Below are 23,245 nucleotides of genomic sequence, written 5' to 3' on the forward strand. Positions count from 1 at the left end.
TTAGTCATCATCACTTTCAGGAGCAATCTTGGAAATCATCTCTTTGAAATCCGTCTGATCCTGCGTTGGAACTTCACGGCGATCCAGAGTGAACTTGATATATTTTACAAAATTATTCTGAAACTTCTGGTTGATGGTGTCGCGAATGGGATCTTTCATAAAGATCATCTGCTGCATCCACGAGGAATTTCGCACCCAAACGTACAATACGCCCCTCTGGAAGCCCACGGGCTCGGCGTTTTTTGCAATTGTGGGCCCTACGACTTCATCCCACTTCGCCCACAGCTTCCAGCGCATAAACTGCTCGGACAATGGCGACTTGCCATTTTCGAAAAGTCTCTGTAGTACTTCCGAGCCGATAGATAATTTGCCTTTGGGTTTCTGATTGGGATCCATGTAAGAAAAGGTCTACCACAAAGATGACAAATTTCACTCAAAATCAAAAAATTACAGTCGTTGGCGCAGGCCTTGCGGGCTCAGAGTGCGCTCTACAGCTAGCTGACATGGGATACAGTGTCGTACTTTACGAGATGCGCGATAAAACCATGACCCCGGCGCACAAAACCCACAAATTCGCAGAACTTGTGTGCTCCAACTCCTTTGGCAGCTTGGGTGAACACTCTGCTCCCGGCCAACTGAAATGGGAGGCAAAAAAGCTGAACTCTCACATCCTGCAGGCCGCTTTTGAAGCTCAGGTTCCTGCCGGTCAGGCCTTGGGTATGGATCGCGAGGTCTTTTCTGCCATCATGACTGAAAAGGTCAAAAATCACCCCAACATCGAAGTTCGCAACGATGTGGTGAAGTCCTTGAACGACATTCCCCGCCCGGCCGTTATTGCCACAGGTCCTTTGACTCACGATGATCTGGCCGAAAGCATGCGCCAGCACTTCGGCGATGAGTTCCTGTATTTCTTTGATGCCATTGCGCCGATCATTGATGCGGATTCCATCAATACGGAAATCGCTTGGAAAGCCGATCGCTACGACAAGGGCACGGGCGACTACTACAACTGCCCGATGAACAAGGAGGAATACAACCGCTTCATTGAGGAAATCCAAAAAGCGCGCAAGATCGAGCCGAAGGACTTCGAGACTACTGAGTTTTTTGAGGGCTGCATGCCGATTGAAGTGATGGTCGAGCGCGGGCCTCAGACGTTGCGTTTTGGCCCGATGAAGCCGATTGGTTTGGATGATCCTCGCACGGGCCGCTATCCATGGGCTGTCGTGCAACTTCGTCAGGACAACAAAGAAGGCACCGCCTACAACATGGTGGGTTTCCAAACCCGCATGGCCTATGGCGAACAGGTGCGCGTCTTCCGGATGATTCCTGGATTGGAAAATGCCGAGTTCCTGAAGCTGGGAAGCATTCACAGAAATCTGTTCATCAATTCACCGAAGCGCCTGAACAAGGACCTTTCCAGCAAGAACGACCCTTGGTTGTTCTTCGCCGGACAAATCACAGGTGTGGAAGGATACTTTGAATCCACGTGCACGGGCTTGATGGTTTCCCGCTTCCTGAACCAAAAACTAAAAGATCAGCCGTTCAATCCTCCGCCAAGAGCGAGCGCCTTTGGCTCTTTGCTGGAAGCGATCACCGACCCAACGCGGGCGGAACACTTCCAACCAACCAACATCAACTTCGCGTTGCTGCCACCCTTGGCAGAAAAAGAGCGCGATAAAACGGTTCGCAAGGAAAAGCAAATCTCCATCGCCAGAGCTGCGATGGAGCAGTGGAATCCATAAAATAAAAAAGGCCCCACAGATGGGGCCTTTAATGCAATGCTTCTGCAAAGGTGAGCAGGTACCTTAGGAGATTTCCATTTCTCGTTTTAGTTTCCAGTCCATCGTGGGTGCGTCGACTTCCGGTTTGAAGTGCTGGCGGCAGCGAGCTTCGTAAGCATCGTGAGTTCCGACCAGAACCTGGCCATCCCCGCCCGCTGTTCTTTGCGTGCGGCTGGCCGGTGATCCGCAGACCACGCACACGGCATGCTGTTTGGTCACACTTTCGGCGATCGCCATCAAGGTCGGCATCGGCTCAAACGGCTTCCCCTGCCAGTCGGTATCCAGGCCCGCGATAATCACACGCAAGCCCCGGTCCGCCAGGTCCTGACAGATCTGCACCAGATTCTGAGAGAAAAACTGACCTTCATCAATGCCAACCACTTTGGTGTCGGGCTTCAATAAAGACCAGATTTCTTCGGCATCCTGAATGGGTGTGGATTTGATGGTGGTCAGATCGTGAGAAGTCACAGCCATGTCGTTGTAGCGTTTATCTATAATGGGCTTAAAAACCTGAATCTGCAGGCGGGCGAACTCTGCACGACGAAGACGACGAATCAGTTCTTCCGTTTTCCCGCTGAACATGGAACCTACAACAACTTCAATCCATCCACGGCTGTGGACATAGGAAAACTCAGACACCAAATCCCCCCTTAGTGACCCTCTTAAAATCACGATTATGAAATCTGACAAAGCTGTCAACGCCCGATCTGGCCTAATTTTGACAGTCATGCGTTAGAAAAATGAGTGAACTGAGACTTTGTGACGCCCTCCTGTAAGAGCTGTCGGAGCCTGTACTTTTTTACAATTCAGCGACGAATTTGTGCAAGATCCGTAAAGTTTTCGCATTTAAAGACGGAAATGAGGTGCTTATTGCTTGCACTGGCGCCGCGCCAAAGGATACCAAAGCCCCACGCTATGGGAACGATTTTAAGATTTCGACAGAAAATCGCCCGGGCTCTTTTAGTAGGGGCCCTTGGGTTCACAACCGTCGCCATGAATGGCTGCGACGCCATGATATGGGACGAACAGGAGAGCCTGACTCAGGTTCAGTCCAAAGGTGAGATCGTTGTCCTGACCACACAAAGTCCTCTTATATATAGTAAGCCCAAACGTGGCGACGCCTTCGGGATCGACCATGACTTGCTGGAGAACTTCGCCACTCATTACAAACTTAAACTGAAGTATATCGTTTTACCGGATGAGGACTCGGTGATGCGGGCGCTCTCCAAAGGTGAAGGAGATATCGCAGCCGCCCGCTTGAGGACTCCTCACAATAGTACGGGGGCCTTGACGGGCCCAGCTTACGAAGAAACTTACCTGAGTCTGTACTGCCAAAGGAAGGCCCAGATTCAGAACATCAAAGACTTGAACGGCAAAAGCATCTCGCTGCTGAACAAGGACAACTACCTGGGACTGTCCCAACGCCTGAACCAGCTTTCCCCGCAAGTGCGTGTAGAGATTCTGGAAAACACAAAAACCCAAGATCTGATGGCCAATCTGGCTCAACGTAAATCAGACTGTGTGATCGCCGAAAACTTCAGTGGCGACTTCTACTCCCGCTATCACACCTCGATCGAAAAAGTGACGACTCTGACTTCCCCCTACTCTCTTAGCTGGAGACTGTCTCCGGACAATGCTGCATTATTGCATCTGATGCAGTCCTGGTATCAGCAAGCTTCGCGTGAAGATGAAATCATGCAAACTCTGGATCGCTACAAAACCTATCTGGCCCAGTTGGATAAACGTGACATTGCCCAGTTCTTCAAAAAGGTACGTTCGACTTTACCAACTTATAAGGACACCTTCCGTGAAGCAGCTCGTGAGCATAATTTGCCATGGCAGTTGATCGCCTCTGTTGCTTACCAGGAGTCTCACTGGAACGCCGAGGCCCGCAGCTACACCGGCGTGCGTGGTTTGATGCAGTTAACGACGGATACAGCCCTGCATGTGGGAATTGAAGATCGCACCGACCCCGTTCAAAGCATCTGGGGTGGAGCCAAGTACCTTCGCTATCTGATGGATCGTGTTCCTGCCCACCTGAATCCCAAAGATCGCCTGGCCTTGGCTTTGGCAGCATACAATGTGGGCCTAGCCCATCTGAAGGACGCACAAAAGTTGGCAGAAAAAATGGGCCGCAATCCTCATTCTTGGAGACACATGCGGGAAATCCTGCCATTGCTGGCAGATCCCGATTATGCAGCTGAATTGGAATACGGTCCCGCCCGTGGCTACGAAACTGTGGACTTTGTTGAACGTGTGAAGTCCTTCTACAATCTTATGAACTCTGCCAGCTAAGGGCTCTCCCTCTCTGGCCCAAATCATCCGACATTTAGTTTTCTTACCGATCTAAAATTTGAATTCTGAAATCCAGAAAATAGAATAGCTCAAAATGGCCGAACGCCTGTTGACTGCGACTATTTTTATTACTGTCCTTCTGGTAGGCCTTTTTGCGGGCTTCGTGACCTTCTTTGTGACAGTCGTTAATCCCACACTGCTTGCCATGCAGCTGCGCCAATACATCGAGTTCCATCAGACCGCCGTTCCCATCTTTGAGCCCCGGGTGCAATCGCTTTACATCGCCATGATCCTAAGCACTTCGCTATGGCTGATTCTGCGTCGGCGACTCTGGAAGAGCTTTGAATTCATCTGTGTCGCAGCGACCTTCTTCTGTCTTGTCGACGAAATCATTCTGTCATACTGGGGGCACTACAAACTTAACGAAATCCTGTACCGGGCCAATCCCATGGCACCAGAGCCCGTGTACTGGATTTCGATCCGCAACGAATGGATTCAGTTTATGTACCTGCACATGATGGTCATGGTAGCGGGATTCATCCTGATTCTGATGGCTCTTTATTTCAATCGCCAAACTATGACTCCAAAATAAAAAGCCGGTGATATCCATCACCGGCCCCAGTCTTTGATAAAAAAAATGTTTTTTGAGATCTATTCTACGGTGACGGACTTCGCCAGATTTCGTGGCTGATCCACGTCGTACCCCAGATTGCATGCCAGGTGGTAAGACATCAACTGCAATGGAATCACCGACAAGATCGCATTCACAGTCCAGTGAGCCTTCGGAATCGCCAGATAGTATTCACTGATACCACGAAGCTTTTCATTGTCGCCTGTTCCGATGGAAATCACTTTACCGCCGCGAGCACGTGCTTCTTCTAAATTGCTGATGGTTTTTTCGTACAGATGATCTGTCGGAGCCACCATCACAATCGCCATGCGTTCATCGATCAGTGCCAAAGGACCGTGCTTCATTTCACCGGCGGCATAACCTTCCGCGTGCATGTAGGCCAGTTCCTTCAGTTTCAGAGCGCCTTCCATTGCGATGGGGAAGCTCGTGCCACGGCCCATGTACAAGAAGCCGCGGAAAAGCTTCAACTTAGAAGCTGCTTCCTCAAAGTATTTGTCGTAAGCCAAAACACCTTCCATCTGGCTTGGAACAGCCAGAAGGGATTTTACCAGGTCTTTTTCCTCTGCCTCGCTCATCACACCGCGAGTGCGGGCCATGGCAATAGCCACGGTATTAAGAACCGCCATCGTGCTCGTAAACGCTTTGGTGGAAGCCACACCGATTTCCGGTCCGGAGTTCATGTACAAATGTCCATGCGCCTCACGATCAATCGTGGAGTTCTTCACGTTGCAGATGCTCAAAGTGATCGCACCCATTTCCTTGGCCATGCGAATAGCTGCCAAAGTGTCAGCCGTCTCACCGCTTTGAGAAACTGTCATCACCAGACTTTTTGGCGGGATGACTGGGTTGCGGTAACGGAACTCACTGGCAATATCCACTTCCACAGGAACCTTTGCCAACTGCTCGATCAGGTATTTTCCGATCATGCCGGCATAGTTGCTGGTCCCGCAGGCGATGATAAATACGCGCTCAATGCCCTTGAACACTTCCTGCGTTTTAGCCCAGTCCGCTTTGCTGTCGAGTTCTTCCAATTTCTGAACCGGATGTCCACCGAAGCCAATGTTTTTCAATGCAACAGAGAAGGTCTCTGGGTTGACGTGCGGCTCGATCGCCGCCGCCACGGCACGGGGTTGCTCATAGATTTCTTTGAGCATGAAGTGCGCATAGCCCTGCTTTTCCACCATCTCAGGGTTCCAGTTCAGTTCCACGATTTTTTTCTGAATCGGGAAACCGTTGGCAGAGAAGAACTGCACATCCGTACCCTTGATAGAGGCTACTTCGCGGTCCTCAAGATACACAAAGTTCTTGGTGTACTGAATCAATGCCTGTACGTCGCTGGCAACGAAGATCTCTTTTTCCGCCAAGCCGACAACCAGCGGTGGGCCGTCTTTAAAGGCCACCAAACGATCGGGCTCTTGCTCCCACATCACCAAAATCGAAAACGCCCCACGGATTTTTTCCAGAGTGTTCTGAACTGCCTTGAACAGATCCTTGGTGATTTCCACCTCTTTGGAAATCAGGTGGGCCACCAGCTCGGAATCGGTGTCGGAAGTGATCTCCGCCCCTTCGGCCAAAAGCTCCTCGCGGATTTCCAGATAGTTTTCGATGATACCGTTGTGAACCAGACTGATGCCACGAACCTGGTGGGGATGGGCATTGCGCTCAGAAGGCTTTCCATGAGTCGCCCAACGGGTGTGACCAATACCGATGTGACCGTCGAATGTTTCTGTCGCCAGTTTGTCTTCCAGGGCTTTCAATTTACCAGGCGCACGCACACGCTTGGTTTTCCCCTGATTCAAGATAGCAACACCGGCACTGTCATAGCCGCGGTATTCAAGCTTTTTCAAACCGCTGACAATCACATCTTTAGGGTTTTGTGGTCCCAAATAACCGACAATTCCGCACATAAACTCACCTACTCTTTTTCTTCAGCCACTGGGGCTTTCGCAGTATAATTTTCTTTTACAAACTGTTTTCCACGCGCCACAGCCAAAGCCTTGGCTGGCACGTTCTTCGTGATCGTGGAGCCGGAACCGATGATGGCATCATCACCAACTTCGATGGGAGCCACAAACTGAGTATCACTGCCCACGAAGACACGATTGCCGATCTTCGTTTTATATTTCTTTTTATCCGCAGCGTAATTGCAAGTGATAGTTCCGCAACCCACGTTCACTTCTTCGCCGATTTCAGCATCCCCCAAATAAGTCAAATGACCGGCCTTGGATTTTTTGCCGAACTTCACTTTCTTCATTTCCACGAAGTTCCCGACATGGGCTTCTTCGAAGATCTCTGTTTCAGGACGAAGACGCGCATAAGGTCCGACAGACACTTTGTTGTGCAGCTTGGAGTTTTCCAAGTAGCTGCCCCCACGCACCTGAACACTGTCGCCGATCTCTGAATCCGAGATAAACGCATTGGATTCAATCACCGTGAAAGAACCGATCTTGCTGCGGCCGCGGATAAAGACATTGGGATAAATCACAGTCCCGGCGCCGATTTCCACGCTGTCTTCAATATAAACAGTGCGCGGATCGATCATCAGCACACCTTCTTCCATCAGACGCAGGGCTTTGCGCTTAAACAGCAAACGTGTCGCCTTCGCCAGTTCCACCTGATTGTTCACTCCCACAGCCACTTTTGGTGTGGACTGAATCGCTTGCACACGGCACTTGTCCTGAATGCACAAGGAAATCAGATCGGTGATGTAGAATTCCTTTTTGGAGTTGTTATTTTGAATCTTCGGCAGATATTCGCTCAGAATAGACGCCTTCACCACGTAGATGCCAGTGTTGATTTCACGGATCTTCAAGGTTTCCGCGGAAGCATCTTTGGCTTCCACAATCGCCGCCAGATCACCCTTGTGGCGCACAATACGACCGAACTCCGCCGGATTCTTCAGTGTGGCCGTCACAACCGCCAAGTCACATTTTTCATCACGGAAGATGCGCACAAAATCCTTGATATCCGACGCTTCGATCAGCGGATGATCCCCGTTCATGATCACGACGATGCCTTCAATCGTCTCAGGCTTTGCACAACGAACGGCGTGGGCTGTTCCCAACTGCTCGTCCTGAACATAACAGGCCACGCCCATGGGCTCCACCACCTGACGCACCAAATTTTGACCATGGCCGACAATCACGCGCACTTCCGCGGCACCCGCCTGTTTGGAAGCTTGAATCACTTTTTCAATCATGGGACGGCCCGCGACAGGATGAAGAACTTTTGGCAGCGGAGACTTCATACGCGTCCCTTTTCCTGCCGCAAGAGCGATGACCGTCAACTTCTCAGATGCATTTGCAGACATGTTTTAAACTTCCTTTTAAAAGCTTTTCTTCTCTGAAAAAAACAGGCTTAATTGTCTCATGCAAGCAGAAATTTTTCATCAAACTTCTTGGGCCACAACAATTCGGGGAACGCCGATTGAGCTGTATAAAAAAACACACAGTCTCAGTGGTTTTTCCGAACGTCCTGTGCTCTTCGTTGGCGGTGTTCACGGTGATGAACCCGAGGGTGTCCGCCTGGCCGAAGAATTTCTGCAATGGCTGAAACAGGCTGAAGCCACCCGCAGTGCGGAAATCCGCCCCTGGATTCTCATTCCCTGCATCAACCCGGACGGCTACGCGCAAAATCAGCGCACCAATGCCAATGGCGTGGACCTGAATCGCAACTTCCCCTGCCGAGACTGGAGCCCGGAAGCCAAGGCCCCTCGATATTACCCTGGCCCTTCGCCCGGGAGTGAAAAGGAAGTTCAGGCATTGGTAAAACTCATTGAGGACGAAAAGCCACAGCTTATAGTACACTTTCATTCGTGGGAGCCTTGCGTTGTTTACACGGGCCAACCCGGAAAAATAGCAGCGGAGATTCTTGCAACCGGCACGGGCTATGAAGCCCGCGAAGACATTGGCTACCCGACCCCTGGCAGCCTGGGACAGTACGGCTGGCTGGAAAAACAAACACCGGTTGTGTGCATCGAAGAGCAGGAAAATATCGATCTGAATCTGGTATGGCCTCACTTTAGAACGGGCCTCCAGATGCTGATCACAGGACGGAATTCTTGATGAAATACAAAAGCCTCGCATTTGATTTGGATGACACTCTTTTGGACACCTCGGGCCTGCTGGTTCCGATGGCGTCCCGACGTGCATGCGAGGCCATGCTGGCGGCAGGCTTGCGCTGTACTTTGGATGAATGCATGCAGGCGCGCGCCGAACTGGCCACTGAGCTTTCTCACACGGAAATCTTCACCCGCATCGTCAATCGCTTTGGCACCAACCAACAGGGTAAAGCCGTCCACGATGCTCTGGAAGAATTCTACAACCCTCAGGTTCCAGAATCCCTGCCGCTGATGGCAGGCGCGCTGGAAAATCTGAAGACTTTGAAGTCCAACTACAAACTGTTTCTGGTGACGGTCGGTTCGATCCCTTCCCAGGAAAAAAAGATCAAGGCCCTGAACATCGCCCCGTTCTTCGACGGAATCTATATTTTGAACGGTTTTCTGGGCGAGAAAAAAGACAGCGCCTTCCGCGACATCGTTCGCAAACAGGGGCACGACCCCAAACATCTGCTTAGCATCGGCAACCGATTGTCCAGCGAGATCCGTGACGGCAAGCGCATTGGTGCTGACACCTGCTACTTCGCCTATGGAGAGCACGTCGGCGAAAAACCGCAATACCCTGAGGACCATCCGGATTTCACCGTTTCCCACCATAAGGATTTGATCGCCACATGCGGACTTTAAAGGCCGGATTTTTGTTAATTGGCCCCTGGGATCCACGCCTGCAAGAGCTGGGTGCTCACATTGCCACGGACTTAAACCAGGCCTGGCACTGGATTCAGGATTCCACCTATGACGTGGTCGCCCTGTCCGTGACATTGATTTTGGGAAAGAAGTTTCGCGAGTTCTACGACGAAATAAAACGCGCCCATCCCGCAACCCAGTTTATCGCCGTGGTGCCGGCGGATTTTTCCGCCAACCAACTGGCCTTGCTGCACGAGGAATACTCGTTCCTGCGTGTGATGGAAAGCTTTCAGGATGCTGATCTGGAACAACATTTGTTTTCCGCCCTGGAAGAGGCCAATCAGCGCAAGCAGGATGAAAATCTGGCTCTTTTGATACGCGAACAGACATCGCAACTAAAACGCCTGCAAATTGAACTGGAAGAACGTGTTCAAAAAAGAACCAAGTTCCTGACGGAAGCCCGCCGCAAACTCTTTATGACGAACTCCCGTATCGAAGGCTTCAAGCGTGCCCTGATGGCGGTGCATGAAGCCAGCTCAGTGGTGGAAATCGAACAACTCTTGAATGATTCTTTGGCAGCGACGGTTCAGACTTCATGGATTCGTCTGTTCTTTCATCCACAGGACGAACTTTTTGCCAATCAGGTACAAAGCCAGCTGAGCTTTACCCAGTACCAGGTGCCTCTCTTCCGTCAGCACGAAAAGGTTGGTTCGATCTTTTTCCTGCGGGCACAGGATCATCCCTTTTCCCGCGAGGAAAGTGACTTCCTGAACCGTGTCGCCGAAGCCGTGGCTTTGGCACTGGATCGTATTCAGAAACTGAAAGAATCCGAGTCCCTGAAAGAACAGTGGGAGGCCACGTTTAATTCCATGTCCGATCCGGTTGTGTTGATTGATACGAACTACGACATCATTCAGTCCAACAAGGCTCTGGAAGAACGACTGGCAGAACAGCCGCACCAGGAAACTTCACGCAAGTGCTTCAAGGTCCTTTACAACCGCGACGAGCCCTGCCCCGGATGTCAGCGCGGCAGTAACTTCCGCGTTCAGTCACGCAGTTCCTCTCCGCGCACCTTTGAGGTCTATTCGCAAAGTTTGCTACTGGATTCGGAAAAACCACCGGTGTTTGTGAATCTTTACCACGACATCACCCAGCAACTGAAAATGGAGCGACAGATCCTGGAGTCTGCAAAAATGGCAGAGCTGGGAACCATCGGCTCCAGCATCGCACATGAACTGAACAATCCTCTGGGGGGAATTCTTTCCTTCACCCAGCTGATCAAAATGGACATGGACCCGCAGCATCCTCTGTATCCTGATGTCGTGGAAATGGAAGCCGGTGTTCAACGCTGCAAAGAGATCGTGCAAAATCTTTTGGGTTTCACTCGCGATCCAAATGCCGATCGAGAAGGCGAAGTCAGCGTGAAAGAAATCTGTTTGCGAGCCCTGAAAATTGTCGAGCTGCAAACGAAGTCCCAAGGTATTGAAGTGAAGCTGCACTTCCCGGCAGATGATGTTTCTGTCAGAGGACATTTAAATTTGTTGGCGCAGGCTTTGAAGAATGTCCTGCAAAACTCCATCGACCGCCTGACAGATAGAATCCGCCAGGAAAAAGGATTTCGAGCTTTTCTCGACATTGAAATCAATGTCGAAACGGAATCTGCCGTTATTTTAATCAAAGACAATGGTCCTACCGATAAAAATCCAAGTCTTCCTATGGGCTTAGGAGTTTCCGTGGCATCACAGATTCTGCGGGATCACGAGGCCGAGCTCGAATTTTCCTCGGCTCTTGGCCAGCCTTATATGGCAAAAATTTCCTTCCCCCGTCCAGTTTTGAGGTCCTGAAAGCCTTACCAGGCGCGGATTTTTTGACAGTACCGTCAAAAACCCCCTATCCTAATTCTAGCTGAAAATTCAGCTGGGACCCACCATGGAAGGAAGGTTCATGCGTAATCAACGTGTGCTTATATTAGATGACGAATCCTCGCTCCGCACGGCTCTGTTCAGAGTGCTGGATCGCAAAGGCCTGAATGTCATCACTGCCAACAAAATCGAAGAAGCCAAAGTTCTGTGCCAGGGTGACACCCCGGTGGATCTGGCCATTGTCGATTTGAATCTGCCGGATGGCGATGGCATCGAGTTCATGACTTACCTGAAATCCCTGACCCCTTCCACGGAAGTGATCATCCTGACCGGTCACGCCACTATTGAGTCTGCGATTCGTGCGACTCAAAAAGGGGCCTTCCACTTCGTGACCAAGCCCTTCAATTTGGAAGAGCTGATGAGCTTGATCGAAAAAGCTCTGACTCACAAAAAACTGCAGCAGGAAAACCAGCAGCTGCGTTCTGAGTTGAACAAGAAATACAAATTCGACCAGATCATCGGCAGCAGTGATCAAATCCAGAATGTTCTGCGCATGATCGAGCGTGTGGCGGATTCAGATTCCACAGTACTGGTCACCGGGGAATCCGGAACCGGTAAAGAATTGATTGCCCGCGCGATTCATTACAATTCTCCGCGCGCGCAAGGACCTTTTGTACCGATCAACTGCGGCGCGATTCCGTCTGAACTTTTGGAAAGTGAACTTTTCGGACACATGAAAGGCGCCTTCACCGGAGCCATTGCCAACCGCGTGGGTCGTTTTGAAATGGCGGACGGCGGAACGATCTTCCTGGATGAAATTGGTGATCTTGAACCGTCCTTGCAAGTAAAGCTGTTGCGCGCCTTGCAAGAGCGCAGTTTCGAGCCGGTGGGATCCACCAAAACTGTCACCGTCAATGTCCGCGTGATCGCAGCGACAAACTTGAATCTGGAAGAGGCTGTTGAAAATGGGCGGTTCCGTGAGGACCTGTTCTATCGCCTGAACGTCATTCCCATCACTGTTCCAGCTTTGCGCGAACGTAAGAGCGACATCCCGATGCTTCTGAATCATTTCATGGATATCTTCAATAAATCCAAAGGCCGTGGCCTGACAGGCATCACGTCCGATGCTTTGGACTGCCTTGTGAACTATCCTTGGCCTGGAAATATCCGTGAACTGGAAAATCTGGTTGAACGCATGACCATCCTGAAAGGTCAGGGCCAGGTGGACATATCTGATCTTCCTTTGAAATATAAATCCGGCAAGACGGCTTCAGCGGAAGTCGGAGGCCTGGAGATCCCCGACGCGGGCATGGACTTCAACTCGGCAGTCGATGCTTATGAAAACGCGCTGATTCTGAAAGCCCTGGAAAAGACCGGCTGGAATCGCAACCAGGCGGCGGCCCTGCTAAGACTGAACCGCACCACTTTGGTGGAGAAGATCAAAAAGAAAGGCCTGACTCCTCCAAACGAAGTCACCCCGACTTAAAAAAACAAAACCCGCTGTTCCTGCAGCGGGTTTTTTCTTTTTAAGGGCTCTTGTTCAGATTATCCCGAATCAGCGGATATTTGCTTAGATCCCCCGCCAGTGCTTTCCGAACCGAGGCTTCGATCCTTGGAAGGTCCGGCTTCAGCTTTTTATGAAAGGTCAGAAACAAAGGCAGCGTCAAAAAGTCTTTCTTCCCCATAACCACCTTTCCCTTTGCCGCTGGATAGGCCTCTATCGCACTCAGTCCCACTTCCCGAATCGCCAGAAAGTAATCAATTTTTCCATCCACTAGCAGGGCCACGCTTTGCATGGGGTTCGTCGTATGGATAAACTTCAAACGTCGGCGAGTGGCCTCCAGCACCAGAGCATGATTGTTGATCGAAATGCCGCCCTTAACTGCCTTCAGCTGATCCTCTCGAAACTTCGCGTCGGATCCCCGATAGAAGGCTCGTCCGCTGGTTTGCATCAGAGGAAAGGATAGCGAGACCGTCTGATCCCTTTGTTCCGAGAAGGATTTGTCATCATAAAGAATCGCATCCAGTTTGCCTTCAATGAGAAGCTCATACGGTCTTTGCGCTGGAGTGTTCTGAATAACAACGCTGTAGCCCGCATCCGCCAAGGCCTGACTTATAAAATCCTGGAACTCCATGATGGCTTTGACCCGTTTCACTTGAAAAGGAACGCCCATCACCAAAGGCTTCGGGGTGGAGACCTCTTGAGCGACCGCCGTCGAACACAGACAAAACAAAAATATAATTAGTCTCATGTGCCCATCCTAACAACCCTGCCCGGAACTTTCAAATTATGAAAAATAAAGAATTTCTCAAGTTGTCGTCAGTGTTTTTGTCTGCAAATCCAATCCTCGGACAGGGCCTATCTTGAAAATGGCCTCTCAAAACTTTCACGCAGGGATCCTGCCTTGCACACGCAAGACATCGAGGTGTTTATGAGATCTGTGAATATAATTGTATTTATCTTGAGTTTTTCCGCACAGGCCTGGGCGTTGACTGAGATCCCGCCAACTCCTGATCAAATGGCCTTACGAGCAGAATGTGACCGCGTCGAAGAATCTTTTCCGGATTTTGCCTGTCTGCGTTTTGAACTCTATCAAAGCTCAACACAAGCCTTATTTCAGGATTTGGAGGAACTCAAGGACCTCAACGACTGGCGTCTGCAGCAAGCTTCCTGGCCCCTGCTGGTCGAGGCTCTGATGAGTTCCATGAATCATCAAATCAATCGCTATGAAGATCCTGCAGATCGAATGATCATGGAAAAAACAAGAGCCAAAAATCACTGGTTCTTGCTACAGCTCAAACAGGGGTTGGAGCATTTTTGGGTGGACCCCGACACTTACTGGTTTCCCAGCGTGAATGCCGTCAGTTTTATCGCCGTGAACATCAACAGGTCACAAATTCTGGTGATATCCCACGGCGAACGCAATTAGTTACTTCTTCTGAAACAGGTGCAACATCTCAAACAGGGCGTCCATGCCGGCCAAAGCTGTGATGTCGGCATGATCAAACGGAGGTGAAATTTCCACCACGTCGCCACCCACCAGGTTCGGGATTTTCAAAGCACGGAAAATCCGTTGCACTTCATAGGTGGTCAGACCACCCGGAACCGGAGTCCCCGTTCCCGGAGCGCAACTTGGATCCAAGTTATCAATGTCGTAGCTAATATAGGTCGGCGTTTCATCAAACGCCGGCAGTGTGCGCAGGAAGTCATTCAGGGGCTGATTGCGAATTTCATCCACTGTGATGACACGGATGCCGTGCTTGTTCACAAAGTCCAGATCATCCCCGCCCGCCAAAGGGCCACGAATTCCGATTTGAACCATTTTTTTAGGATCGACCAACCCTTCTTCAACCGCATGACGGGCAAAGGCACCGTGATGATATTCCTGCCCCCAGGCCGCCGGATAAGTATCCAGGTGGGCATCAAAGTGAATGAATGCCAGAGGTTGACCGTACTTTTTGCGCAAAGCTCGCAGCACCGGAAGTGTCGTGGAATGATCTCCTCCCACGGCCAGGAAGCGTTTGTTGTGACTTAATACTTCACCCACAAACTTTTCAATACGCTCGTAAGTCTGATGCTGATCAATAGGAACTGTCGGGCAATCCCCGATGTCCGCAACCTTGAGCTTTTCAAAGAAATTTTCCATACGGGTCATATGGAAACCACGTCCCAAACTGGAAACCTCGCGCACCTTGGCCGGAGCAAAGCGCCCGCCGGGACGATAAGAAACTCCCCCGTCATAGGGAATGCCAAAGATACCCACCTCGTAGTCAGCATCCACAGAGACATAAGGCAATCTGAAGAAAGTTTTAATTGCAGAAAAACGCGGGAACTCACGCCCGCTGAGAGGTTTGTATTCCATGATGAACTCCTCCATCGAAAGTAAGTCTTATCCTACCCCTCAGGCCGGAGTTGGGCAATGACGCTCCCCCGTTTTGGGGCCAGCATTGACTCTGCCATGACCCGACGACTAAATTACCGCGCATGACGGCCCCATACGATTACAAGACAGATCACAAGCAACTGACCCAGTGGTACAAAAAGAATCATCGCGCCCTGCCTTGGCGGGAAAATAAAAATCCTTATCGAATCTGGCTATCTGAAGTGATGTTGCAACAAACCACCGTGGTTGCCGTGATCCCTTATTTTGAGAAATTTCTAACAAAGTTTCCCACCGTTCAGGATCTGGCAGCAGCTCCGGAAAGTGAAGTTCTGGAAGCCTGGGCGGGTCTTGGTTATTACTCGCGCGCGCGCAACCTGCACAAAGCCGCCAAAGCTTTGGCCGAAAAAGGCTTTCCACAATCCGCAGCAGAGCTTTTGCAACTGCCCGGCTTCGGACCCTACACATCCCGTGCGGTTGCCAGCATTGCTTTTGGTGAAAAGGTCGGCGTTCTGGACGGCAACGTCATTCGTGTGCTGTCCCGGCGATATGGATTAAAACTGGAATGGTGGAGTGGTAAGGGACGTGATCAACTGCAAAAGATCTCTGATCAGCTTTCCCTGTTAGGACAAGCCGACGTGGTCAATCAGGCCCTGATGGAGCTCGGAGCGACTGTCTGCACACCACAAAAGGTGACTTGCATGCTGTGTCCTTGGGCTGCCAGCTGTGTGTCCCGGGAAAAAAATCTGGTGGACAAGTTACCACTGAAAAAGCCACGCAAAGAATCCGAGGTCTGGGTCTGGAAGCCCCTGGTCGCGATCAAAGACCATAAGGTGGCTTTGGTACAGAATGACTATGCTCCATTCCTGAAGGGACAGTTGATTTTCCCCGGGGAAATCAGCATGGAAAAAAACAAGCCCAAAGCCTATGATGCCAAACACAACATTACCCATCATGATATCTTTATTCAAATCACCCAGAAGAAGTCCTTGGCAGGTAAAAATCTGCAGTGGGTGAATTTGAAAGAACTGAAGAAGGTGAATCCTTCTTCACTACTCCAGAAAGTATTGCACAAGGTTGAGATATGAAGTTGTGGTTCAGTCAGGCGATCGGGGCTCTTTGTTTTCTTTCCGTGGGGTGCTCCCACCTCAGTGTGACCAAAGATGTTCTGACTCCGGATTACCTGCTGGCCAAGGGTTCCAAACAGATCACTTTCCTGGGCGACAACAATCATCCGCGATTTTCCGATGATGGCGGCAAACTGCTTTACAGCAGCCGTCAGCGCAACGGCCACAAGGGCTCGCAGATTTACGAAATGGATCTGGTGAAGAACAAAGAACGCAGAATCACGTTTTCTGATGGCGATGCCTTCGATGCGATCTACATCAGTCCTTTTGAAATTCTGTATTCTTCAACCACTGATGAAATCAAGGAAAGCCCCCTGCTGAACAAAAACTTCGACAAAGAAGTTCCTCCGTCAGATCTGTACATGAGCGACCTGTATGGCACACAGATTTTGCGCCTGACCCAACAACCTGGCTATGACGGTCAAAGCAACTTCCTGCCTCACCCCAGCAAGCCTGCCATCCTATTCACCTCTCGTCGAGGTGGCCTGACCGGGATTTACCGACTGGACCTGAAGAATCTGCCGGTCAGCCTGATCTCTGCGGAAAAAGACAAGGAAAAGCGCTTCCCGGCATTGACCCCGGACACCAAGCAGGTCGCGTGGGTTGAAAAGAACTTAAAGACCCACGAGGAAAGCCTGGTGCTTTTCAAGTTGAAAGAAAGAATCCCGTCCGTCCTGAAATCCAATGAGGGCGAATATCGCGATTTGTTCTTTGCGCCCCGCCCCCCACTGCGTCTTTTCTATAGCATCGTACGCAAAGGGGAAAAGCACAGCCAGCTTGAGGTTTATGACATTGAAAGGCAGTGCACACAGGTCGTCTTTAAGGGAAATGACTCGTTAGCGGCCCCAACCGTGTCCGATGAGTCCACCGAACGCCTGGCCTTCACGCGTAATTTTCAGGACAAGAAACAAATTTACATTGTGACTTTGCCATCTGATTTAGGCCCTTGCTTGGAACCACCTGCTCAAGCTACCATCAAGGAGTGAAGACCTTTATTGCCTTTCTTTTTTTAACTCCTGTCATGTCCCTGGCGGCGCCTTACCCGGCGACCAGCTCCTCGGCCTTGACCAATCCGGAAAAAGGGCTTTATTTCCTGCATAAGGGCTTTACGCTGAAAACCGAGGGCACCTCCTGGGTGCCCCAAGCCAACTCTGAACAAAGCATTCTGGACACCGTCCGCTTTGCTGCCAAGGAAAACGGCAAAGGCACTCTGAGTATTCGCACCGATAAAATCGCCAAGAATGCCTCTTTGGATCTTTACACACGCAAATGGATGCGCGATTACCCGAACTATGGTTTCGAGGTGATCTCTGCCAAGAACTTTGAACTCAATGGCAGTCCGGCGCTGGTGGTTGACATGTTGTCACGCTCGAAGAACAAACAAATCCGCCAGGTGATTCTGAAGCATGATGACCGTGTGGCTGTGATGACCTGCCTTGATGACAAAGCCACCTTTAGCGAGTCTTTGAAGAACTGCAACCAGATCATGAAGTCCTTTGCCTGGTCCAAAGAAGACGAAAAAAAGACGGCCACCAGCGTACCAGCACCAGAGACTCCCGCTCCGACCCAAAAGCAATAAGTCACCTCAGAAACAGACCTTCCGCAGTGCCCAAAGGTGTCACTCCCGGTGAGGCTTAAACAGGCGCCACGCCTTCAGTACAAATATGCCCACATTCTCAACTGGCATAAACCGCGCAAGCCCTTGTTTTAACTGCTTTAACAAAAACACAAGGAGACTTTCATGATGCGCAAACTTCTTTTCCTGACCGCTTTGCCCTTTATGTTCGCCACCGCCGCACAGGCTAAACAACGCGCTGCTATTATCGTCAGCGCCTACAACGAAATTACGATTATCGACCAAGCGACGAAGATCCCTGCCAATGTTCTTCTCACGGATAAGATCTGCTACATGGGGACCCTGGAAGAAATTGAACAGATCATTCAAAAGACCATTAAAAACAGAGGCGATTTTGCACTGACCGACATCAGGACCCTGGAGCTTGCCACGAAAACCCTCATCATTGCCCAGATCGACACGGGCATACGGGTTTACGACATTAAAATGGCTCCTTGCAGCCGATAAAAGCGGGAGCTCGAAAAAAGAAAGGGAGTCCTTCCGACTCCCTTTTGTTTTTTTAGTTCTGATTTTTTCTGAGCCACTCGGCCATCGGCAGAGCAAAGTACGTGAAGATCACATCCGCCCCCGCACGGCGGATAGAATAAAGCGTTTCCACCATTCCGCGTGTTTCATCCATGATCCCGGCTTTGTGACCGGCTTTGATCAAACTGTATTCACCACTGACGTTGTAAGCCGCCACCGGAAGATGGGTGTGCGCTTTGACTTTCGCAATCACATCCAAATAGCTGAGCGCCGGTTTCACCATCACCATGTCAGCGCCTTCGGCCACATCCAGATCAATTTCACGAAGAGCTTCGCGCGTATTGCGGTAGTCCATTTGATAGGTTTTTTTGTCGCCAAACTTCGGCGCCGAATCCAAAGCATCACGGAACGGGCCATAGAAGCACGAGGCATATTTCACAGAGTAAGAAAGAATCCCGGTGTTGATAAAGCCCTCATTGTCCAGAGCTTCACGAATCGCTCCCACGCGCCCATCCATCATATCCGAAGGCGACACGATGTCCGCTCCGGCACGCGCATGGACCACAGACATCTTCGCCAGAAGCTCCACCGTTTCATCATTCAGGATTTTGCCATTTTCCACAACGCCATCATGACCATCCGAGGAATACGGATCCAATGCCACATCCGTGATCAATGTCACATCGGGGAACTTGTCGCGGATCATTTTCAAGGTCGTTGGCACCAAACCATTCGGATTCAAAGACTCGGTCCCGTATTTGTCCTTCTGTGTTTCCGGAAGCGCCGGGAACAAATCGAAGGTCTTAACCCCTAAATCCACAGCTTTGGATACTTCTTTCAAAATCATGTCGGGGCTCAGACGGAAAATGCCCGGCATTGTCTTAATCTCTTGCTGTTCCCCCTTTCCATCGACTAGAAAGAGCGGCAAAACAAGCTGGGAAACCCTTAAATCGGTCTCCGCCACCATTTGGCGCAAAGCTTCAGTATTACGATTTCGTCTCGGTCTTTGAGTGAGCTTCATATATGGCCTCCACCCTGGGGTCTTATATTGAGTCGTTGCCTATTTTTTAGGCTTCATTTCCGCAGGGTCCATGACATTTCGATGACACTTTAATGAAAGGTTAGTGATAAACCTAACGTACACATGGAAGATATACTTCTCGTTCACAGAAAATCCAATAGAAACTTCGCGGAAGGTTTTTCGGCTTCACTTCAAGACGCTGCCATCTTTAAAACCTGCCTGCGCAAGATTTTGTTCTGCACTGAAATGGAGCTGAACAACTATGCGGATATCATTGAACCAGAAGACACCATTCTTCGTGGCGAAAACGCATTAAGCTTGTTGCTTGAGATTCTGTGCGGCCTGCATTCACCGATCATTGGTGAAACGGAAGTGTTCGGCCAATTCAAACTCTTTGTCGAATCTCGCAAACAGGCTCAGGACCCTCTCTTCGGTGACCATCAGAAGTGGTTGAACTTTGTCATGGCTGAAGTGAAAAAGACCCGCGCCCAACATCTTGTGGGACTGGGCTCACAAAGCTACGGCAGTCTTTTGCGTCGCTACACCAAAGACATGGACTCTGTGACCATCTGCGGTTCCGGCCACCTGGCTCAGGAAATCCTGCCGTGGCTGGCCCTGAAGAAGTCCAATCAGGTGATCTGCCGTGATCCTGCCAAAATGCAGGTCTTCGCCGACAAATACGACAACCTGACTGTTTCCACTTACAATGATGCTTATATTCACGGCGAAGCTTTGGTAATTGCTGCACCTCTTACTGATGAGCGCATTGTCGAGCTGATGATCAAACAAGACACCCGTCCTTCTGCGGTCTATGATCTGCGCGGCGAGGACAACCGTCTTGCTGAAATCGTGGCGACACAATTCCCTCATGTGGCTTTCATGGGTCTTCACAAATTCTTTGCGGAGATCGAGGAAACCAAGAAAGATACAACAACTAAACTGGAGGCCCTTAAAGCCGCTCTTCTTGAAAGAGCCCTGGCCTTCACACAAAGGACAGAGCTTCGCCCACTTGGTTGGGACGACATATGCGCTTAAGAATTTCCGCAAGGAAAAGTGATCTGGCCCGTCTTCAGGCCTACATGGTCGGAGACGCTCTCAAAGAAAAAAATCCAGACATCGAGATCGAATACCGCTTCCGGGAATCTCTGGGGGATAAAAACCTCACAGACCCTTTGTGGAAAATTCCCGAAAAAGGCGTCTTCACTGAAGACTTCTTCGGCGAGCTTTTGCGCGGCGAAACCGATCTGGTGGTTCATTCGTGGAAAGACCTTCCGACCGAACACAAATCTGAAACGGTGATTGCCGCGACTTTGCCGCGCGCCGATCAGCGCGATCTGTTGCTGGTGAAAAAATCCCACTTCGACAAAATCAAAAGCAGCAAGACATTGAATGTTTTCAGCTCTTCGCCACGCCGTGAATACAACCTGACGGGTTTCTTCAAGGAACATCTTCCCTTTGGTCTTCAGCAGGTCAAATTTGAAAGTGTGCGCGGCAACATGCTGACTCGTGTGCGTAAGCTGATTGAATCACCGGAAACAGACGGCTTGATCGTAGCCAAAGCCGCTTTTGACCGCCTGTTCAGCGCCACAGAGCCTGAGTTCCTGGAAGGACAGCAGCAGTTGCGACAGTACTTCCAGGAATTGAACTGGGTGGTGCTGCCTTTGTCTGTGAATCCGAACGCGGCAGCACAAGGAGCCCTGGCTGTGGAGGTTTTAAAAACCCGCACAGATCTTCTGGACATCCTAAAAACCATTCATGATCCCGAAACATTCCACTGTGCCCAAAAAGAACGTGATGTTCTTTCCAGTTTCGGGGGCGGCTGCCACCAAAAAATAGGTATCGCCGTGCTGTCCCGCCCTTATGGTCGCATCACCTTACTGAAAGGCCTGACGGACGCAGGCCAGGTGCTGGATAAAAGAGAGTTGGAGTTAAAATCCCCTGCTCCTCAATTTGCTGCGGACGAACTGTGGTCTTCTGACGTCACGGCCGAGCGAGAAGCGCTTAAAACCTACCAGATTCCAGCTGGCACCAAAGGGCTTTTCGTTGCACGCAGTGAAGCCTGGCCTGCTGACTTGAAATGGTCGGATTTTGTGTGGACGGCGGGTCTAAAAACATGGAAAAACCTCTCTCAAAAAGGTATATGGGTGCACGGATGTGCGGAAAGCCTTGGCGAGCAGGAAGAAGCCCGCTTGGACATCCTGGCCGGTGAAAAACTGACCTGGGCCAAGCTGAGCCACGAAGACGGTTATGACTCTGCTCAAGCAAACATAACCCTGGTTCCGACCTACACCCTGAAAGCGCAACAGGATAAGAACTCCCTGCAGGGTAAAAAGTTCTTCTTCTGGAGCAGCGGCAGTCAGTTCCTGAAAGCGGTTGAAGAGAATCCCGAAATTCTTTCCCAACACCACGCTTCAGGCCCCGGCAACAGCCACCTGGTGATCCGCACTTACTTGGAAAATAAAAAATCATACGATCCCAAGCGTTTACATATATTTTTGGATCAGGAAGACTGGAGAAAACAATGCACAAAGTAACATCGGAAGAATTATTCCAACGCGCTCTTAAAGTTGCCCCTGGTGGCGTTCACTCTCCGGTTCGTTCCTTTAAAGGTTTGGATCGCGCCCCTGTGTTTTTCAAACAGGCCGAAGGGGCCTTCCTGACTTCTGTTGAAGACAAAAAATATATCGACTTCTGCCAAAGCTTTGGCCCGCTGATTCTGGGTCACTTGGATGCAGAGGTAAAAGAAGAAGTTCACCGCATGGTCGACACCGCTTGGACGTTCGGCGCCGCCGAAGTTTATTCTTTGGAGCTGGCGGAATGGATTACCAGCACTTTGCCGTTCATGGAAAAGCTGCGCTTTGTTTCTTCCGGCACAGAAGCCGTGATGAGCGCCTTGCGTGTGGCACGTGCGGCAACTGGTCGCACAAAGATTTTAAAGTTTGAAGGCTGTTACCACGGTCACGTGGACAACTTGCTGGTGAAAGCCGGTAGCGGTCTTGCCGGAACAGCAGCTTCCTCCAGCGCGGGTATTCCGGCAGAAGTGGCCGCACACACCGTCGTGGCCCCGTTGGATGACGAAGTGAAACTGGCGGAAGTGTTTGCAGCCCAAGGCAAAGACATTGCCGCCGTGATCATTGAACCTCTTCCGGCGAACTATGGTCTTTTGGTTCAGCGTCCGGAGTTTTTGCGTAAAGTGGCTGAATTGTGCGAGAAAAACGGCAGCTTGCTGATCTTCGATGAAGTGATCTCGGGCTTCCGCGTAGGTTTGGGTGGCATGGTTGAAAAAACCGGCATTCGTCCTGACCTTGTGACTTACGGTAAAATCATCGGTGGTGGCTTCCCTGTGGGTTGCTACGGCGGTAAAGCGGAACTGATGAACATGGTGGCGCCAAGTGGTGATGTTTATCAGGCCGGAACCTTGAGTGCGAACCCGATTGGGATGCGCGCGGGTCTGACCACGCTTAAAAAAATGCAGCGTCTGGATGGCTGGAATGTTCTTGAAAAAAGAACTCACAAGTTCGCACAGACTTTGAAAGCCGGCTTTGCGAAAAAAGGACTGAACCTGGAAGTCAGCCAGGTGGCCTCTTTGTTCTGGATTCATGGCCAAACACCGGCTCCGATCCGCTCTATTGATCAGATCCCGCAAAACCAGGGTGGCACTTTCAAGAACTTGTTCCTGAAGTCCCTGAACAACGGCGTGTATCTGGCACCAAACGCCTACGAAGTAGGTTTCGTGTCCATGGCCCATTCCGAAGATCTTCTGGATCAGGCTGCGCAAATCATTATTGAGGCGGCAGAGTAA

At 50.6% G+C, this 23,245-nt stretch carries 22 protein-coding genes; 15 read left to right on the plus strand and 7 right to left on the minus strand.

Translation table 11 applies throughout. The annotated features are described in order from the left end of the window. The gene (locus tag ACZ5ZZ_RS15160; protein ID WP_464118574.1) at window positions 1–396 is read right to left on the minus strand and encodes a DciA family protein; all 396 of its coding nucleotides are present in this window, start codon (window positions 394–396) and stop codon (window positions 1–3) included. 23 nt (window positions 397–419) lie between these two features. Here ACZ5ZZ_RS15160 and trmFO point away from each other — a divergent pair, with 23 nt between their 5' ends. Then, a complete protein-coding gene (trmFO, locus tag ACZ5ZZ_RS15165) occupies window positions 420–1,742 on the plus strand; it encodes a methylenetetrahydrofolate--tRNA-(uracil(54)-C(5))-methyltransferase (FADH(2)-oxidizing) TrmFO (protein WP_464140133.1) in 1,323 nt (440 codons plus the stop codon). Between the two features lie 63 nt (window positions 1,743–1,805). On the opposite strand, the gene ACZ5ZZ_RS15170 is transcribed toward trmFO, so the two are convergent. Then, window positions 1,806–2,420 carry a thymidine kinase gene (locus ACZ5ZZ_RS15170; protein WP_464132128.1) on the minus strand — a complete coding sequence of 205 codons (615 nt, stop codon included), beginning with the start codon at window positions 2,418–2,420 and terminating at the stop codon, window positions 1,806–1,808. A 276-nt stretch (window positions 2,421–2,696) separates the two neighbouring features. On the opposite strand from ACZ5ZZ_RS15170, the gene mltF reads away from it, so the two are divergent. Further along, the gene (gene mltF, locus ACZ5ZZ_RS15175) at window positions 2,697–4,076 is read left to right on the plus strand and encodes a membrane-bound lytic murein transglycosylase MltF (protein ID WP_464118577.1); all 1,380 of its coding nucleotides are present in this window, start codon (window positions 2,697–2,699) and stop codon (window positions 4,074–4,076) included. Window positions 4,077–4,170: 94 nt separating this feature from the next. Continuing rightward, entirely contained in the window at window positions 4,171–4,668 is a 498-nt protein-coding gene (locus ACZ5ZZ_RS15180; RefSeq protein ID WP_464118578.1) for a hypothetical protein, read from the plus strand. Window positions 4,669–4,727: 59 nt separating this feature from the next. Here ACZ5ZZ_RS15180 and glmS read toward each other — a convergent pair whose 3' ends face one another. Both glmS and glmU read right to left on the minus strand, forming a co-directional pair. Beyond that, complete coding sequence (glmS, locus tag ACZ5ZZ_RS15185) at window positions 4,728–6,614, minus strand: glutamine--fructose-6-phosphate transaminase (isomerizing) (protein WP_464118579.1); 1,887 nt, start codon at window positions 6,612–6,614, stop codon at window positions 4,728–4,730. 8 nt (window positions 6,615–6,622) lie between these two features. Next, on the minus strand, window positions 6,623–8,017 hold the full coding sequence (gene glmU, locus ACZ5ZZ_RS15190) for a bifunctional UDP-N-acetylglucosamine diphosphorylase/glucosamine-1-phosphate N-acetyltransferase GlmU (RefSeq protein WP_464118580.1): 1,395 nt from the start codon (window positions 8,015–8,017) through the stop codon (window positions 6,623–6,625). A 58-nt stretch (window positions 8,018–8,075) separates the two neighbouring features. On the opposite strand from glmU, the gene ACZ5ZZ_RS15195 reads away from it, so the two are divergent. From ACZ5ZZ_RS15195 to ACZ5ZZ_RS15210, 4 genes are all read left to right on the plus strand, one after another. Then, window positions 8,076–8,771: a M14 family murein peptide amidase A gene (locus ACZ5ZZ_RS15195; RefSeq protein ID WP_464118581.1), complete on the plus strand. Its 696-nt coding sequence runs from the start codon at window positions 8,076–8,078 to the stop codon at window positions 8,769–8,771. Further along, window positions 8,771–9,451 (plus strand): HAD hydrolase-like protein, encoded by a 681-nt coding sequence (locus tag ACZ5ZZ_RS15200; RefSeq protein ID WP_464118582.1) that lies wholly within the window; start codon window positions 8,771–8,773, stop codon window positions 9,449–9,451. Before ACZ5ZZ_RS15195 ends, ACZ5ZZ_RS15200 begins: the two co-directional genes overlap by 1 nt. Then, window positions 9,439–11,295 carry a PAS domain-containing sensor histidine kinase gene (locus tag ACZ5ZZ_RS15205; protein WP_464132132.1) on the plus strand — a complete coding sequence of 619 codons (1,857 nt, stop codon included), beginning with the start codon at window positions 9,439–9,441 and terminating at the stop codon, window positions 11,293–11,295. The genes ACZ5ZZ_RS15200 and ACZ5ZZ_RS15205 overlap by 13 nt, the downstream gene beginning before the upstream one ends. A gap of 100 nt (window positions 11,296–11,395) precedes the next feature. Beyond that, a complete protein-coding gene (locus ACZ5ZZ_RS15210; protein WP_464118584.1) occupies window positions 11,396–12,799 on the plus strand; it encodes a sigma-54-dependent transcriptional regulator in 1,404 nt (467 codons plus the stop codon). 40 nt (window positions 12,800–12,839) lie between these two features. On the opposite strand, the gene ACZ5ZZ_RS15215 is transcribed toward ACZ5ZZ_RS15210, so the two are convergent. After that, the gene (locus ACZ5ZZ_RS15215) at window positions 12,840–13,565 is read right to left on the minus strand and encodes a substrate-binding periplasmic protein (protein WP_464118585.1); all 726 of its coding nucleotides are present in this window, start codon (window positions 13,563–13,565) and stop codon (window positions 12,840–12,842) included. Between the two features lie 180 nt (window positions 13,566–13,745). Between ACZ5ZZ_RS15215 and ACZ5ZZ_RS15220 the strand changes: the two genes are divergently transcribed. Beyond that, window positions 13,746–14,243 carry a hypothetical protein gene (locus ACZ5ZZ_RS15220; protein WP_464118586.1) on the plus strand — a complete coding sequence of 166 codons (498 nt, stop codon included), beginning with the start codon at window positions 13,746–13,748 and terminating at the stop codon, window positions 14,241–14,243. On the opposite strand, the gene speB is transcribed toward ACZ5ZZ_RS15220, so the two are convergent. Further along, entirely contained in the window at window positions 14,244–15,176 is a 933-nt protein-coding gene (speB, locus tag ACZ5ZZ_RS15225) for an agmatinase (RefSeq protein WP_464118587.1), read from the minus strand. It abuts the gene before it with no gap. Between the two features lie 122 nt (window positions 15,177–15,298). Between speB and ACZ5ZZ_RS15230 the strand changes: the two genes are divergently transcribed. The 4 genes from ACZ5ZZ_RS15230 (at window position 15,299) to ACZ5ZZ_RS15245 (ending at window position 18,404) form a co-directional block, all read left to right on the plus strand. Continuing rightward, entirely contained in the window at window positions 15,299–16,282 is a 984-nt protein-coding gene (locus tag ACZ5ZZ_RS15230) for an A/G-specific adenine glycosylase (RefSeq protein ID WP_464118588.1), read from the plus strand. Beyond that, window positions 16,279–17,307, plus strand: coding sequence for a TolB family protein (locus ACZ5ZZ_RS15235; RefSeq protein WP_464132136.1), 1,029 nt, complete (start codon window positions 16,279–16,281; stop codon window positions 17,305–17,307). The genes ACZ5ZZ_RS15230 and ACZ5ZZ_RS15235 overlap by 4 nt, the downstream gene beginning before the upstream one ends. Further along, window positions 17,304–17,900, plus strand: coding sequence for a hypothetical protein (locus ACZ5ZZ_RS15240; protein ID WP_464118590.1), 597 nt, complete (start codon window positions 17,304–17,306; stop codon window positions 17,898–17,900). Before ACZ5ZZ_RS15235 ends, ACZ5ZZ_RS15240 begins: the two co-directional genes overlap by 4 nt. A gap of 162 nt (window positions 17,901–18,062) precedes the next feature. After that, complete coding sequence (locus tag ACZ5ZZ_RS15245) at window positions 18,063–18,404, plus strand: hypothetical protein (RefSeq protein WP_464118591.1); 342 nt, start codon at window positions 18,063–18,065, stop codon at window positions 18,402–18,404. Between the two features lie 52 nt (window positions 18,405–18,456). Here ACZ5ZZ_RS15245 and hemB read toward each other — a convergent pair whose 3' ends face one another. Continuing rightward, on the minus strand, window positions 18,457–19,443 hold the full coding sequence (gene hemB / locus ACZ5ZZ_RS15250; RefSeq protein ID WP_464118592.1) for a porphobilinogen synthase: 987 nt from the start codon (window positions 19,441–19,443) through the stop codon (window positions 18,457–18,459). Window positions 19,444–19,566: 123 nt separating this feature from the next. On the opposite strand from hemB, the gene ACZ5ZZ_RS15255 reads away from it, so the two are divergent. The 3 genes from ACZ5ZZ_RS15255 to hemL are packed head-to-tail and all read left to right on the plus strand — an operon-like array spanning window position 19,567 to window position 23,245. After that, window positions 19,567–20,478 carry a Rossmann-fold NAD(P)-binding domain-containing protein gene (locus ACZ5ZZ_RS15255; RefSeq protein ID WP_464118593.1) on the plus strand — a complete coding sequence of 304 codons (912 nt, stop codon included), beginning with the start codon at window positions 19,567–19,569 and terminating at the stop codon, window positions 20,476–20,478. After that, window positions 20,469–21,977, plus strand: coding sequence for a hydroxymethylbilane synthase (gene hemC, locus ACZ5ZZ_RS15260; RefSeq protein WP_464140135.1), 1,509 nt, complete (start codon window positions 20,469–20,471; stop codon window positions 21,975–21,977). Before ACZ5ZZ_RS15255 ends, hemC begins: the two co-directional genes overlap by 10 nt. Continuing rightward, the gene (gene hemL, locus ACZ5ZZ_RS15265; protein WP_464118595.1) at window positions 21,965–23,245 is read left to right on the plus strand and encodes a glutamate-1-semialdehyde 2,1-aminomutase; all 1,281 of its coding nucleotides are present in this window, start codon (window positions 21,965–21,967) and stop codon (window positions 23,243–23,245) included. The genes hemC and hemL overlap by 13 nt, the downstream gene beginning before the upstream one ends.

The organism is Bdellovibrio sp. HM001 (genome assembly GCF_055397275.1).